This is a genomic window from Burkholderia cepacia (genome assembly GCF_001718835.1).
GTDB lineage: Bacteria > Pseudomonadota > Gammaproteobacteria > Burkholderiales > Burkholderiaceae > Burkholderia > Burkholderia cepacia_F.
This window is the reverse complement of sequence record NZ_CP013444.1, coordinates 3,322,459-3,337,137: the sequence shown is the minus strand read 5'-3', so window position 1 is coordinate 3,337,137 and position 14,679 is coordinate 3,322,459. Positions and strand designations below refer to the sequence as shown.

Annotated in this window: 14 protein-coding genes and 2 pseudogenes; 8 read left to right on the top strand and 8 right to left on the bottom strand. The window is 67.4% G+C overall.

Annotation, left to right across the window (positions count from 1 at the left end):
- The first annotated feature begins 28 nt into the window (after positions 1-28).
- Together WT26_RS34655 and WT26_RS34650 are read left to right on the top strand one after the other, a co-directional pair.
- A complete protein-coding gene (locus WT26_RS34655; protein WP_069275240.1) occupies positions 29-925 on the top strand; it encodes a dihydrodipicolinate synthase family protein in 897 nt (298 codons plus the stop codon).
- Positions 922-1,624, top strand: a pseudogene (locus WT26_RS34650) (MOSC domain-containing protein). The gene WT26_RS34655 and the pseudogene WT26_RS34650 overlap by 4 nt, the downstream one beginning before the upstream one ends.
- Before the next feature lie 12 nt (positions 1,625-1,636).
- Here WT26_RS34650 and WT26_RS34645 read toward each other — a convergent pair.
- Complete coding sequence (locus tag WT26_RS34645) at positions 1,637-2,404, bottom strand: SDR family oxidoreductase (protein ID WP_069275061.1); 768 nt, start codon at positions 2,402-2,404, stop codon at positions 1,637-1,639.
- A gap of 160 nt (positions 2,405-2,564) precedes the next feature.
- A complete protein-coding gene (locus tag WT26_RS34640; protein WP_069275060.1) occupies positions 2,565-3,422 on the bottom strand; it encodes a class I SAM-dependent methyltransferase in 858 nt (285 codons plus the stop codon).
- 307 nt (positions 3,423-3,729) lie between these two features.
- Here WT26_RS34640 and WT26_RS34635 point away from each other — a divergent pair, with 307 nt between their 5' ends.
- The 3 genes from WT26_RS34635 to WT26_RS34625 all read left to right on the top strand — a co-directional run bounded on the left by WT26_RS34635 (position 3,730) and on the right by WT26_RS34625 (position 6,288).
- Complete coding sequence (locus WT26_RS34635; protein WP_069275239.1) at positions 3,730-4,437, top strand: YceH family protein; 708 nt, start codon at positions 3,730-3,732, stop codon at positions 4,435-4,437.
- A gap of 122 nt (positions 4,438-4,559) precedes the next feature.
- Positions 4,560-5,690, top strand: a complete 1,131-nt coding sequence (locus tag WT26_RS34630; protein WP_069275059.1) for a 3-deoxy-7-phosphoheptulonate synthase — start codon at positions 4,560-4,562, stop codon at positions 5,688-5,690.
- Positions 5,691-5,859: 169 nt separating this feature from the next.
- A complete protein-coding gene (locus WT26_RS34625) occupies positions 5,860-6,288 on the top strand; it encodes a PRC-barrel domain-containing protein (protein ID WP_042974211.1) in 429 nt (142 codons plus the stop codon).
- Between the two features lie 57 nt (positions 6,289-6,345).
- Here the strand turns inward: WT26_RS34625 and WT26_RS34620 are convergent.
- Positions 6,346-6,730: pseudogene (locus WT26_RS34620) on the bottom strand (hypothetical protein).
- 98 nt (positions 6,731-6,828) lie between these two features.
- A complete protein-coding gene (locus WT26_RS34615) occupies positions 6,829-7,104 on the bottom strand; it encodes a hypothetical protein (RefSeq protein WP_060120263.1) in 276 nt (91 codons plus the stop codon).
- 567 nt (positions 7,105-7,671) lie between these two features.
- On the opposite strand from WT26_RS34615, the gene WT26_RS34610 reads away from it, so the two are divergent.
- Entirely contained in the window at positions 7,672-8,142 is a 471-nt protein-coding gene (locus tag WT26_RS34610; protein WP_059946788.1) for a hypothetical protein, read from the top strand.
- Positions 8,143-8,194: 52 nt separating this feature from the next.
- Here the strand turns inward: WT26_RS34610 and WT26_RS34605 are convergent, their stop codons facing one another.
- Complete coding sequence (locus WT26_RS34605) at positions 8,195-8,896, bottom strand: hypothetical protein (RefSeq protein WP_069271771.1); 702 nt, start codon at positions 8,894-8,896, stop codon at positions 8,195-8,197.
- Positions 8,897-9,045: 149 nt separating this feature from the next.
- Positions 9,046-9,429, bottom strand: coding sequence for a hypothetical protein (locus WT26_RS34600; protein WP_069271936.1), 384 nt, complete (start codon positions 9,427-9,429; stop codon positions 9,046-9,048).
- A gap of 336 nt (positions 9,430-9,765) precedes the next feature.
- On the opposite strand from WT26_RS34600, the gene WT26_RS34595 reads away from it, so the two are divergent.
- A complete protein-coding gene (locus WT26_RS34595; protein ID WP_069275058.1) occupies positions 9,766-11,844 on the top strand; it encodes a carbon starvation CstA family protein in 2,079 nt (692 codons plus the stop codon).
- 12 nt (positions 11,845-11,856) lie between these two features.
- A complete protein-coding gene (locus WT26_RS34590; protein WP_006480280.1) occupies positions 11,857-12,063 on the top strand; it encodes a YbdD/YjiX family protein in 207 nt (68 codons plus the stop codon).
- A 204-nt stretch (positions 12,064-12,267) separates the two neighbouring features.
- Here the strand turns inward: WT26_RS34590 and WT26_RS34580 are convergent, their stop codons facing one another.
- Positions 12,268-13,611, bottom strand: coding sequence for an MFS transporter (locus WT26_RS34580; RefSeq protein WP_069271769.1), 1,344 nt, complete (start codon positions 13,609-13,611; stop codon positions 12,268-12,270).
- 99 nt (positions 13,612-13,710) lie between these two features.
- The gene (locus WT26_RS34575) at positions 13,711-14,676 is read right to left on the bottom strand and encodes an NAD-dependent epimerase/dehydratase family protein (RefSeq protein ID WP_069271768.1); all 966 of its coding nucleotides are present in this window, start codon (positions 14,674-14,676) and stop codon (positions 13,711-13,713) included.
- Positions 14,677-14,679: the final 3 nt, after the last annotated feature.

Sequence of the window (14,679 nt, the reverse complement as noted above, 5' to 3'; positions counted from 1 at the left end):
ATCGGCTTTTAATTCTGGAGTGCAAATCGTGTCAACCCTGCTGAAAGGCATCATTGCCTACCCCGTTACGCCGTTCTCCGCCGGCGGCGGCGTCGACCTCGCAGCGCTCGACGCGCTGATCGAGCGTTTGGTCGCCGATGGCGTTCACGGCATCGCGCCGCTGGGCAGTACCGGCGAGAGCGCATACCTGTCCGACGCCGAATGGGAGGCGGTCGCCACCGCGTCGATCCGCGCGGTGCGCCGGCGCGTGCCGACCGTCGTCGGCATTTCCGATCTCACCACGGCGGGCGCGGTGCGCCGCGCGCGCTTCGCCGAGCAGGCCGGCGCCGATGCGGTGATGGTGCTGCCGGTGTCGTACTGGAAGCTCGGTCACGACGAGATCGTCGCGCACTATCGCGCGATCGGCGCCGCCATCGGCATCCCGATCATGTTGTACAACAACCCCGCGACGAGCGGCGTCGACATGTCGCCCGACCTGATCGCGACGATCTGCCGAACCGTCGACAACGTGACGATGGTGAAGGAGAGCACGGGCGACATCGGGCGGATGCACCGTCTCGCGCAGCTGACCGACGGCGCGATTCCGTTCTACAACGGCAGCAACCCGATGGCGCTCGCCGCGCTCGCGGCGGGCGCGGCCGGATGGTGCACGGCCGCGCCGAACTTGAACGCGCGTTTGCCGCTTGCGCTGGTTGAGGCCGTTCGGGCGGGCGACCTGGCGCGCGCCCGGACGGTCTTTCATGCGCAGCTGCCGCTGCTGCAGTTCATCGTCAACGGCGGCTTGCCGGTGACCGTGAAGGCCGGGCTGCGCCTGCGCGGCTTCGATGCCGGCGAACCGAGGAAGCCGCTGATGCCGCTCGGCGAGGACAGGACGCGCGATCTCGCGCGCCTGCTCGCCGCGCTGCCGGTGTGCGAGCCGGCATGAGCGGTGACGCGCTTCCGGCGATCGACGCGGGCATCGGGGCCGTGCTCGTCGGGGCGTGCCGGCCGCTGGCCGGCACGCCGCACGCCAGCGCGATCGCGAAGCGGCCGGTGGGCGCGCCTGTGGCTGGGCGCGCTCGGCTTTGCCGGCGACGAGCAGGCCGATGCGCGGCATCACGGCGGCCCCGACAAGGCGGTGCACCACTATGCGCACGATCACTACGCATGGTGGGCCGCGCAGATCGGCGCGCGCGACGTGCTCGCGCAACCGGGGGCGTTCGGCGAGAACCTGTCGACGCACGGCGTGACCGAGCGCGACGTGTGTCTCGGCGACGAGTTCACGCTGGGCGGCGCCGTGCTTCAGGTGTCGCAGTCGCGGCAGCCGTGCTGGAAGCTCAACGCGCGCTTCGATCATCCGCGGATGGCCGCGCTCGTGCAGCAAAGCGGCCGGACCGGCTGGTATTACCGCGTGCTGCAGGCGGGTTGGGTGGCGCCGGGCGACGTGCTGGCGCTGCACCGGCGCGCCTATCCGCAATGGACGCTGGCGGCGGTGCTCGACGTGCTGTACCGGCGCACGCTCGACATGGGCGCGCTCGACGCGCTGTGCGGCATCGGGACGCTGCCGGCCGGCTGGCGCAAGATGCTCGACAGGCGCCGGGCGGAGCGGCAGGTCGAGGACTGGACGAAGCGGCTCGAAGGGTGACGGGCGGCGGCGCTATCCGGCCGCCAGCTCCCGCACGTCGGCAGTCGGCACCGAGCCGAACGCATCGCTCAGCGCATAGCCGATCAACTGTCGCGCGGCCGCCTCGGGCGTCGCGAGCGCGCCGCTCGACTTCAACTGGTCGAATTTCTCGCGCTGCGGGAAACGATCGGTGCTGGTCGAGCGGATCGTTGCCTGCATGCCCGTGTCGACGACACCCGGCGCGACGCTGCAGATCCGCAACGCACGGTTCGCGTCGAGCGCGACTGCGCGCGCGTGGTGATCGAGCGCGGCCTTGGTCGCGCAGTAGACGCTCCAGCCCGCGTACGCGTTGCGCGCCGCGCCGCTCGACACGTGCAGGATGCGGCGCTCGACGGTGTCGGCGCCGGCCTGTGCGAGCGCGGCCGACAGCATCAGCGGCGCCGCGACGTTCACGCCGACCGCGCGTGCGACGATCGCCGGATCCTGCGCGGCGAGCGGGCCGATCGGATCGACGATGCCCGCGTTGTTGAACAGCAGCACGATCGACGCGCCGTCGACGAAGCGGCCCAATGCGTCACCGGCGAGCCAGGCTTCGACGCGTGCCGGCTCCGACAGGTCGAGTTCGATTTCGGTGAATCGGTCGCCGGCTTGCGACGCCAGCGCCGGATGACGGCTGCGCGACACGCCCAGCACGGCGATGCCGCGCGCCAGCAGTTGCGCGGCGAGCGACGCGCCGAGGCCGCGTGTGTGTCCGGTGACGATCGCACGAACGGACGGGAATGGAGTGGACGGGCTGGGCATGTCGATGGAAAGCGGATGGGGGTTGAACGGGCGCGATGGCCGATCGATCACGGCGATGGGGCGCCGGAAGCGGATGCTCCGATGCGTCGTGACCCGCCTGACGAACGCGTATCGTAGCGCCGGCGTTCGCGTCGCGCAAACGCGAACGCCGTTGCACGATCTACACGGTCGCGACGAGGAACACTTCGCCGTCGAGCGGCCGGAACCCGTCGGTCCGTCCGCTGAAATAGCGTTGCGCGAGATCGGCCGGCAACACGCAGCGGGCTTCGCTGAAGCCGGCCTCGCTTGCGAGCGCGAGGATTTCGGCCGGAATGAAGAGGCTCACGAACGGCGTGCCGGAATCGCGCGCGCGGGTCAGCACCGCGTCATATAGCGGGCGGTCCGCCGGCTCGACGAGCTCGGGCGGCAGCAGAAACGTCATCGCGAGCGTCGAGCCCGGCGCGAGCGACGCGATCTGCCGCAGCGTCGCCTTGATCGCGTCGAGGCTCAGGTACATCGTCACGCCGGTGGACGCGACGACCGCCGGCCGGTCGGTCGCGAAACCCGCCGCCGCCAGTTTCTCCAACCACGAATCGCTGGCCTCGAAATCGACCGGCACGAAACGCAGCCAGTCGGGCACGCCGAAACCGAGCGAGATCAGGCGCTGCCGCTTCCATGCCTGCGGGCCCGGCTGGTCCACCTCGAACACCTGCAGGCGCGACGCGAGGCCCGGCCGGCGCTGCACGAAGCTGTCGAGCCCCGCGCCGAGGAGCACGTACTGCGCGATGCCGCGGTCGGCATGCTCGGCCACCAGATCCTCGATGAAGCGCGCGCGTCCGACGACCGACGCCCGAAAGCCGCGCGTGCCCTGCGGGTGCATGTCGGGACGGTCGCGCCAGTCTTCGTCCGGCGCGATCAGTTGCAGGCCGATATCGTCTTCGAGCACATACGGCGGCGCATCGACCTCCGTGTGCATGGCCCGCCACAGTGCGACGCGCAAAGCGGTGCTTTCCGGTGCGACGGATTGCTTGTCTGGCATGACGACCTCCTGTCTGGTGGCGAAAGTTCGAGCCGCGCACAGAGTGTAGTCATCGTGTGCGGCGGTTCCAAGCCGGCCGTTAGCCGCGATTCGGGCAGCGCATTCGGCGAACGCGACTGACGCAGCGTATGCAGCGATTGCGATCGATGCAACCAGCGCAACGAATGCGATGAATGTGACGAATGCCGCGACACGCGACCGCACGCCCCGGCGGCGCGGCACCGGCTATCATATGGCTCGCCCGCCCGGCGCGCCGCCGGGCCGTGATCCGCTTCCCTTTCACACGCAGCATGCCGCGACGCCACCCATGAACACCACTCCGGTTACTCCTTCGCCCCGCCCCCTTCGCGAACTCACGCCCCTCGAGGCCCGCATTCTCGGTGTGCTCGTCGAGAAACAGCACACGGTGCCGGACACCTATCCGCTGTCGCTGAATGCGCTGACCGCGGGCTGCAACCAGAAAACCGCGCGCTCGCCGGTGATGAACGTCAGCGAGGACGAAGTCACGACCGCGCTCGACGGGCTGAAGCACCTGAGCCTCGTGATGGAGGGCAGCAGCAGCCGCGTGCCGCGTTTCGAGCACAACGTGAACCGCGTGCTCGGCATCCCGAGCCAGGCGGTCGCGCTGCTGACGATCCTGCTGCTGCGCGGCCCGCAGACGGCCGCCGAGCTGCGCCTGAACAGCGCGCGCCTGCATGGTTTCGCGGATATCTCGTCGGTCGAGGCGTTCCTGGAAGAGCTGGCGACGCGCGAGCCGCCGCTCGTCGTGAAGCTGCCGCGCGCGCCGGGCGCGCGCGAGAACCGCTGGATGCACCTGATGTGCGGCGAAGTGAACGTGGCCGACTTCGCGGGTGCGGATGCCGGCGGGGCCGATTCCGTGCCGCCTTCGGAATTCGAAGCGCTGAAGGCCGAACAGAAGCGCCTCGCGGATGAAGTGGCGCGGCTGCAGGCGCTCGTCGAGCGGATGGCCGCCGAACTGGGGATCGAAGTCGATCGGGCGGCCGACGCGTCCTGAGCGAAGCGGACGGCGCGCGCCGGGTCGGGCATGCGTGCGACCCGGCGCCGGCCGCTGCCGCGACAGCCGGGTGAGATAATCGAGCCTGCCATTTCTACTCGAAGTCCCCCCGGAGAATCACCATGCAGAACCTCGACAATCCTTCCCACGATCGCGAGGTAGGCAGCGCCGACGCGACGCAGGACACCACGCGCATCGACGACGTCCGTATTGGCGCGGTGCGCCCGCTGATCTCGCCTGCGCTGCTGCTGGACGAACTGCCGGTGCCGGCCGCCACGCAGACGCTCGTCGAGGATACGCGCCGCGCGATCGGCGACATCCTGCACGGCCGCGACGACCGGCTGCTGCTCGTCGTCGGCCCGTGCTCGATCCACGATCACGACCAGGCGCTCGACTACGCACGCCGGCTGAAGGCCGCCGCCGATGCGCTGCAGGACGACCTGCTGATCACGATGCGCGTCTACTTCGAGAAGCCGCGCACGACGGTCGGCTGGAAGGGCTACATCAACGATCCGCGCCTCGACGGCAGCTTCCGCATCAACGAAGGGCTGCGCGCCGCGCGGCAATTGCTGCTCGACATCAACGCACTGGGCCTGCCGGCGTCGACCGAATTCCTCGACCTGCTGAGCCCGCAGTACATCGCCGACCTGATCGCATGGGGCGCGATCGGCGCGCGCACGACCGAGAGCCAGAGCCACCGCCAGCTCGCGTCGGGCCTGAGCTGCCCGATCGGGTTCAAGAACGGCACCGACGGCGGCGTGCAGGTCGCGTCCGACGCGATCGTCGCGGCGGCCGCGAGCCATGCGTTCATGGGGATGACGAAGATGGGGATGGCCGCGATCTTCGAGACGCGCGGCAACGACGATGCGCACGTGATCCTGCGCGGCGGCAAGAACGGCCCGAACTACGACGCCGAACATGTCGAGGCGAGCTGCGCAGTGCTGCGCAAGGCCGGCTTGCGTGAGCAGGTGATGGTCGACTGCTCGCACGCGAACTCGAACAAGTCGCATGAGCGGCAGATCGACGTCGCGCAGGATCTCGCGCGGCAGCTGTCGCAGGGCGAGCAGCGGATCGTCGGCGTGATGGTCGAGAGCCATCTCGAGGCGGGGCGGCAGGATCTGAAGCCGGGCGTGCCGCTGAAGTACGGCGTATCGATTACGGATGCGTGCCTGAGCTGGGTGCAGACGGAGCCGGTGCTCGACGTGCTGGCCGACGCTGTGCGGCAACGGCGCGCGCAGCCGCGCAACGCGTGACGCGAGGGCGGGCGAGCCTTGAGCATCGACGCTAACCTGCGTGCGTCGCCGCAGCATTGCTGCGTCATGGTGTCCGATGCGGCGCCACGAGCGTGGCGCTAACATGGCGTCAGTGTTGCGCCACGCAACGTGCCCGACACCAACGACAAACGAACCGGAGTCCGACAACATGGCTTTCTACAAGACCCTCATCGCAGCAACCGTCCTCGCCTCGAGCGTCAGCGCGCACGCGCAGATCGCGGGTGCGCAGCCGATCAGCGTCACCGTCGAGCAATCGCAGGCGCTGCTCGAAGGCTGGAGCGTGAAGAAGAGCGTGCTCGGCAAGGCCGTCTACAACGACGACAACCAGAAGGTCGGCACCGTGCGCGACCTGATCGTCGCGCCGGACGGCTCGGTGTCCGCGGCGATCGTGTCGGCCGGCGGCTTCCTCGGCGTGGCCGCGCACGACGTCGCGGTGCCGATCGCGTCGCTCGACGTGCGCAAGGGCAACATCTACCTGCCCGGCGCGACGAAGGAAGCACTGAAGGCGACGCCGGCGTTCCAGTACGCGAAGGTGCCGTCGCCGCCGAAGCCGAAGAAGGTCGACGACAAGCATTGAACCTGATCCGCGGGTGACGCATGCGGCCCGGTGTGCAATACACCGGGCCGCTTTCGATCACGCCTGGTCGTAACGCTTCATCTTCAGCACGCGCGAGATCTGCCCGGACGTGAAGCCGCTGTTGCGCACGAGCTGCTGGTAGTCGAGCGGGATGGTCAACGATTCGCTGACGGCGAACAGGCCGACGAAACGAAACGCGTCGGTTTCCACCTTGATGAACACCGGAATCGCACCGCCCTGGTTGCGCGGCGAGCGTCCTGCCGGCGGCGCGCGCGGACGCGCTGCCGTCACAGAGGATCACGTCGGGCGCATGCGGGTTGAGGTCCGTGCGCAGGCAGGCGGCCACGACCTTGCCGTTCTTCGTCGGCAGGAACGCCTGCTTGCTGCCGCCGCAGGCGGTGTGGATGAATTCGCGGGTGTAGTTCTTGTTCATTTCAAACATGTCAAAACTCCTGGGTCGTCAAATGCAAGGCATGCGGACACGCATGCCTGCGGATCGAAGCGTCGGTGTCATCGCCGTCGTGGGAAGCGCGCTTGAGGTCAGGCCGGATTGGCAGGCGAAACTGCACGCTCCCGCGTGATCCATTCGCTCAGCATCCGCAGCATCACCTTGCCCTTGCGCGTGATCGAGAACTTGGGGGCGCCCTTGTCCCGATCGATGAGTTCCGCGAGTCCCGCGTCGCGGAGCATGGTCATGTCGAGCGTTCCCCGCTCGATTTCGACCGGAGCCTGTTCAAGCAGCATCAAGGCCGCCATTTCATGTGCGCTCAGTCGCGGCATGCCGGCCGGCGCCGAAATTCCGTGAAGCTCGTTCATCAGTAATCCTTTCTTAAACCGCGCGTGACAAGCGTGCGGATCATGTCGTTCGCGATGCGCGAACGAAGCGAGGCTCGGGAAGCGGATGAAAGGCAAGGGGCTGCGTCGCGACGCGAGCGCTGCGTTCGCGGTGGCCACGCGCGCATGAATTCCTGCGGCCCGGTCAACCGTGCACGCGCAAGAACGCTCGGGAGAGTAACGACGGATGCGCACCGCTCGCCTTTCGGCAAGACGATGGCTCGGGAAAGAGCAGGCGTCCTGCCTGTCAGGTGGGGAAGCGACTTGGGGGGCGAGGATTTCGGATGTTCATGTCACCGGCTCTTGGTGGGATTATCGAAACATTTTAGTGAGCCGCCATCCGGTGGCAAGTAAAAAGGTTGTAAAGGGCGGCTCCCGAATCAGCTCACCTTATCCGTTGCGGCGGGCGATATGGATACAAAAAAAGTTCATCGCTTAGTGTGACGCGCCGCTTCCCTCAAGTTTCGTGTGACGAATGCCGTAATACGACTGTATGGAACCTCACGTTCAGCTGTCACGGTTCATTCACTAAACACACGGAAGCACGTCATGAAGATCGATTCCTCTTTGGTCGCGGGCCCGGCACAGGCTGCGGCGAACCCGACGACGGCCGGCGCATCGGGCAATCAGCAAGCCACCGCCGCCGGCTCCACCGCTGCTGGCTCCACCGCAGCGTCGGGCACGGGCGCAGGCGCGAAGGCGAACGCCGCGCAGCCCGCATCGGCCGAAGGCTCCGCGCCGCTGGGCGGTGCGAACAGCAAGGCTGAAGACCCGGCGGTCAAGCAGCTGAAGGAGTTGATCGAGAAGCTGCAGAAGCAGCTCGCGCAGCTGGAAGCCCAGATAGCGCAGGCTGGCCAGCGGGCGAAGAAGGACCCCGCGGCCCAGATCGAACAGCAGGCGCTGGTCGCGCAGGCCGGCGAAGTGTCCGCCGCGCTGCAAACCGCGGTCGCAAAGATGGTGGAATTGCTGCGCAAGCAGTCGAGCAATCCCACGGGCGGTCTGGTCTCGACGCAGGCCTGACGCGAAGCCGTTTCGGTTCACGCCTTTCGTTGACGCGCCGACTTGGCGTCGCTCACAGCGGATGCGCGGCGCCAGCCTGCGCCAGCAGCTGCACGGCGGCCGGATCGGGCATGCCGTTGGCGTCGATCGCCCCCGCCTTCGCCAGCGCAACGAGGTCGCTGTCGACGCCGGGCTGGCCGACCACGAACGGCGTCGTCAGGAACGCTTGCGTTGTCAGCGTGACCGCGTAGCGCTGCTGGAGATTCGCGACGACCGCCACCTGCGCGGCCTGCACGTCGGACTGGTTTTCCAGCACCTGCTGCACATGCGCGCTGTTCGGCACGTTGGCGATCAGGCCGGCCGTGGTCGTGCCGAGCTGCGATGCGAGGTAGACGAGCATCAGGTCGGTCTCGGGCGTCGTATTGAAGGTGCCGCCGGCGAACGCGAGCGAATGCAGGGTCGTGCCGCCGGACGTGACGGTAAGCACGCACGGGAGTGTCGCGTTGAACGTCAGGCTGTAGTTCCCGCCGCCGTCCGACAGCGCGGAGCCCGAACCCTGCGCGCAGCGGGCGGCGACGGTCGCGCTGGCCAGCGCCGGGCCGGTGGCGGCCGTGCCGGAGACGGTGATGGTCTGCGTGCCGTTTCCGTTTCCGTTGAAACATCCATCGTTGAAGCCGAAGCACGCTTCGCCGCCGCACGCGGACAGCGTCGCGAGCGAAGCCACGCAGAGTGCGCCCAGCGCGGGGCGGATGACGCGCGCATCGTGAAGGTTCATGGCGGCTGCTTCTGACGATGGGAAGGGGAAACGCCCGGCCGGGGGCACAGCGACGGCCGGCGCTGCGTTCAATTCTAGGTTCTATTCCACGGAACTGCTCGCCGCCGGGAGCGGTTGTTTCCGGATGGGCGGCTGCCGAACGCGCTCGCCTATTGACTGCCTCCCAAAGTGCCGCCCAAGCTCAGGCGACCTTTCTCGACCCACCCTTCGAAATCCTCCCCCGTCTTGCCGTTCACGTACATGATCTGATACCAGCCCTTGTACGGCTTATAGACGATCACGGAGTCGCCGGGAATGATGAAGGTTCGCTTGGTGACGCACTGCGCGTCGGGAGCCGAATGAAAATAGGCGCGCCCCGAGCCGATGACCGTCGCGGAAACCGGCGGCCTGAAATCGTCGCCGGGGCCCCCGACCGCTTCGTTGAGTTGACGGCAATCCACCGGGCCTTTTGCATGGGCGTACATCGGGGCGATGCATGCGCACAGCGCGAAGAGGGCGGCTGCCCGGATGCGTTTCGAAATCTTGGCATTCATGGTTTTTCCGAGGAGGCAGGGCAAGGCAAGTCTTCGACCGGTCATCAAAAGCCGGCAAGTTTAACGGCAGGCAAAGCGGAAATTCCAATCGGAAATACCGCATGTGCTTCAGCGAATGCCTTTCAAGATGCACACCGAAGGCCAAGGCGTGCATTTGATCTACGTAATACTACGTAGCCCCGCATACGTAGTTAACCGCTTGTAAGCGGTCCCCCGAACGCGAATACTACGAGCCCATCATGCCGGTCTTTGCGAGGTCGGCGTGACGTGCCATACCGACACACGAGCGCGCGGCGGCCCAAGCGCCGCGCGATATCAATAACCACAGGAGACGCCATGAATCGGGCTTCCGGTACCCTGCTCTGGATTGCGGTCGCGCTGCTCGGCGCGTTCGCGTTTGGCACGATCGCACTCGCACACGGCGAGCGCGTCAGTGCCCTCTGGATCGTGATCGCCGCAGTCTGCGTGTATCTGATCGCGTATCGCTTCTACAGCCGTTTCATCGCCAGCAAGGTCATGCAGCTCGACGGGCTGCGGATGACGCCGGCCGTCAAGTACAACGACGGCCTCGACTACGTGCCGACCAACAAGTACGTGCTGTTCGGCCATCACTTCGCCGCGATCGCCGGCGCCGGCCCGCTCGTCGGGCCCGTGCTCGCCGCGCAGATGGGCTACACGCCCGGCATGCTGTGGATCCTGGCCGGCGTCGTGTTCGCCGGCGCGGTGCAGGACTTCATCGTGCTGTTCATCTCGACGCGCCGCGACGGCCGTTCGCTCGGCGACCTCGTCAAGATGGAGCTCGGCACGGTGCCCGGCGTGATCGCGCTGTTCGGCGCGTTCCTGATCATGGTGATCATCCTCGCGGTGCTCGCGCTGATCGTCGTGAAGGCGCTGACCAATTCGCCGTGGGGCACGTTCACCGTCGCCGCGACGATTCCGATCGCGCTGTTCATGGGCGTCTACACGCGCTACATCCGTCCGGGCCGCATCGGCGAAGTGTCGATCATCGGCTTCGTGCTGCTGATGGCGTCGATCGCGTTCGGCCAGCAGGTGCACGATTCGCCGACGCTCGCCGCGTGGTTCACGTTCACCGGCACGCAGCTCACGTGGATCCTGATCGGCTACGGCTTCGTCGCATCGGTGCTGCCGGTGTGGCTGCTGCTCGCGCCGCGCGACTACCTGTCGACGTTCCTGAAGATCGGCACGATCCTCGGCCTCGCGATCGGCATCCTCGTCGTCGCGCCGGAACTGAAGATGCCCGCGCTGACGAAGTTCGTCGACGGCACGGGCCCGGTTTGGTCGGGCAACCTGTTCCCGTTCCTGTTCATCACGATCGCGTGCGGCGCCGTGTCGGGCTTCCATGCGCTGATCTCGTCGGGTACGACGCCGAAGCTGATCGACAACGAAACCAACGCGCGCTTCATCGGTTACGGCGCGATGCTGATGGAATCGTTCGTCGCGATCATGGCGCTGGTTGCCGCGTGCGTGATCGAGCCGGGCATCTACTTCGCGATGAACGCACCGGCCGCCGTGCTCGGCTCGACGCCGGAAGCGGTGGCCAACACGGTCACGCAGTGGGGCTTCGTGCTGACGCCGGACATGCTGACGCAGACCGCGAAGGCCGTCGGCGAAACGACGATCATCGCGCGCGCGGGCGGCGCGCCGACGCTGGCCGTCGGCATGGCGCACATCCTGCACCAGGTGATCGGCGGCGAAGCGATGATGGCGTTCTGGTATCACTTCGCGATCCTGTTCGAGGCGCTGTTCATCCTGACGGCCGTCGACGCCGGCACGCGCGCGGGCCGCTTCATGCTGCAGGACCTGCTCGGCACGTTCCACCCGGCGCTCAAGCGCACCGAGTCGCTGCCCGCGAACCTGGTCGCCACCGCGCTGTGCGTGGCCGCGTGGGGCTACTTCCTGTACCAGGGCGTGGTCGATCCGCTCGGCGGCATCAACACGCTGTGGCCGCTGTTCGGCATCTCGAACCAGATGCTCGCCGCGATCGCGCTGGTGCTCGGCACCGTCGTGCTGTTCAAGATGAAGCGCGAGCGCTATGCGTGGGTGACGATCGTGCCGACGGCGTGGCTGCTGATCTGCACGCTGACGGCCGGCTGGCAGAAGATCTTCGACGCGAACCCGAAGGTCAGCTTCCTCGCGCACGCCGCGAAGCTGCAGGCCGCGGTGGACGAAGGCAAGGTGCTCGCGCCGGCGAAGTCGATCGCGCAGATGAAGCGGATCATCTTCAACGACTACATCGATGCGGCGCTGGCCGGGCTGTTCATCCTCGTCGTCGTGGCGATCGCGGTGTACGGCGTGATCGCCGTGCTGCGCGCGCGCCGCGAGTCGAAGCCGACCGTGCGCGAGACGCCGTACGAAGCGATGCCGGCCGCACAGGCGCTCGGCAGCGGACGTTAAGGGGAGGCCGCGATGTTCAGCGATCTTGGCAGCGACCTGCGCAGTGCGGGGCGTTACCTCGGGCAGGCGTTGCGGCTGATGGTCGGCCTGCCCGACTACGACACCTACGTCGCGCACATGCGCGAGACCCATCCGGACCGCGAGCCGATGACGTACGAGGAATTCTTCCGCGAGCGCCAGAATGCGCGGTACGGGTCGGGAGCAGGGAAGTGCTGTTGAGCGCGTGATACGCGCGGTCGATGCAAAAGCGCCATGATTCACGTCATGGCGCTTTTTTCGCGGGTGCGCGGCATGCATTTTGGTTTCGCCGAAGCGCGGGCGAAGCCGTTCGACGACAACGGACGGGTCGCACGCGGCGTGCTCGGCCCGGCGAGCAGCGTGCCGGGCCTGCCGTTTCGCCTCCGCGCCGGACCGATGCCGGCATCAATGCGGTTCCGCGTGCCGCGGGTGCCGCGCATCGTACGGCGCCGCGATGGCCAGCAGCGCGGCGACCGCGACGCCTGCGGCCAGACAGTACAGCGCCAGCGAGAAATCCGGCGAGCGGGTACGTGCAACGCCAACCAGCCACGGCGAAAAGAAGCCGGCGAGCCCGCTGATCGAATTGATCAGCGCCATCCCGCCGGCTGCGCCCGCGCCGGCCAGGAACGTCGGCGGAATCGTCCAGAACACGCTCAGCGAGCCGACGATGCCCGCGGCGGCAATGCAAATGCACGCAAACGACAGGAGCGGCGAGCCGGACGTCAGGCCGCTGCCGGCGAGGCCGGCCGCGCCGACGATCAACGCGCCGGCAAGATGCCATCGACGTTCCATCCGACGATCGGAATGCCGTGCGTTGCCGAGCATCGAGATTGCGCCGAGGACGAACGGAATCGCGCTGACGACGCCGATTTCGACGATCGACAAGCGGCTCATCTGCCTGATGACCTGCGGCAGCCACGTCGAAATGCCGAAAAAACCGATGCCGATGCAGAAGTAGAGCAAGCCCATCAGCCAGACCAGCGGCGACAGCATCGCGTCGCGGAAGCTCGCGGTGCCGGTTTGCGCGGCCGCGGCTTCTTCGCGTGCGAGCGTGGACGTCAGCCAGCCGCGTTGCGCGGCATTCAGCCATTTCGCTTCGGCCGGCCGGTCGACCAGTACGAACCACGCGAGCACGCCCAGCGCGACGGCCGGCAGCCCTTCCAGCAACATCATCCAGCGCCAGCCGGAAAAGCCGGCCGACTGATGGAAGTGCGCGATCAGCAGCGTCGACAGCGGGCCGCCGAAGATCAGCGAACAGATATTGGCCGAATAGACCTGGCTGATCGCACGCCCGAGATGCTGCTTCGGATACCAGGTCGCGAGGTAGTACAGCACCGACGGAAAGAATCCGGCCTCCACCACGCCGAGCAGCAGGCGCGCCGCGTACAGCTGCTCGGCGGTCTGCACGAACGCGGTCGCGGCCGACACGATGCCCCAGGTGACCATGATGCGCGCGAGCCATTTCCTCGCGCCGACGCGATGCATGATCATGTTGCTCGGTACCTCGAAGCCGATGTAGCCGAGATAGAAGATGCCGGCCGCGAAGCCGAACATCTCCGGGCCGAGATCGAGTTCCTGGTTCATCTGCAGCGCGGCGAAGCCGATGTTCGCGCGGTCCAGATAGTTGACGAACCATGCGACGAAAACGAGCGGAACCAGCCGCCGCGTCACTTGCCGGATCGTCGCGCGTTCGACGTCGTGTTCTCGACTGCCGCTCGATGCGAGCGCATCGAGTTGGGAATATGTCATGGGGGTTCCTTGTTTTGGATGGAAGCGACCGGTCGACCGGCGGTTCGCCGTCGACCTGTCGCTGCCGGTTCATCCGCGTGCCGTGGCGCGGCGCATCGATCACCGGCCGGCGTCGCGCGCGAAATGCGCAACCGAATCCGCCAGCGAGCAGGCTGCGGTGAAACCCAGTTCGCGTCGTGCCGCGCGCACATCGGACGGCGCCGGGCGGCGGTGCGGGAAGGCGGCAAAGCCGCCGTCCGGAAGCCGCATGGCGCCGATGCGCAGTGCGGGAAACTGCGCGCGCACGACATCGACGAATTCGTCGACCGTCCACCATGCGCCGGTCGCGATGTTGTAAGTGCGCTGCGTCGGCGCTTCGGCGCGCAGCGCGGCGACGTTCGCGTCGGCGCAGTCGCGTGCGTCGACGAACTCTTCGCGGCCGTTCCACAACAGCACCGGATCGTCGAGCTGGGCCGGAACGCCGCGCCGTCCGGCATCGAGCAGGCAATGCAGCAGGCGCCCGGGCACGCTCGTGGCCGCTTCCGGCCCGGTGCCGAGCACGGCGCCGTAACGGAGTACGACGGTGCTCAGCCCGTATAGCGACGCATACGCGAGCGCGAGATGCTCGCCGGCGATCTTCGTCGCCGCATAGAGACTGGCCGGCGCTTCGCTGACGCTGTGGCTGACGAAGTCTTCGGCGATCGGTTCGGCCGGCAACGTGCCGAACGCCGTATACGCGACCGTCGTCGAGCTGGCGATGACGGTCCGATCGAGCCGATGTCGCCGTGCGGCTTCCAGCACATTCGCCGTGCCGAGCATGTTGACCTTGATACCCGCGAGCGGATCGCGGCGAATCGCGGTCGATAGCAGCGCGGCCGTGTGCACGACCGCGCGCACCCGATGGCGGTCGATCAGCGTCGATAGCGCGTCGAAATCGGTGACGTCGCACTGCACGACGTGAAGGTTCCGGCGTGTGCTTTCATCCGGCATCCGCACGTCTGCGAGAACCACGGATTCGTGTTGCGCGTGCAGGCGCGCTGCGGTGAGGCGGCCGATCAGGCCGGCTCCGGTGATCAGAATGGTCATGTC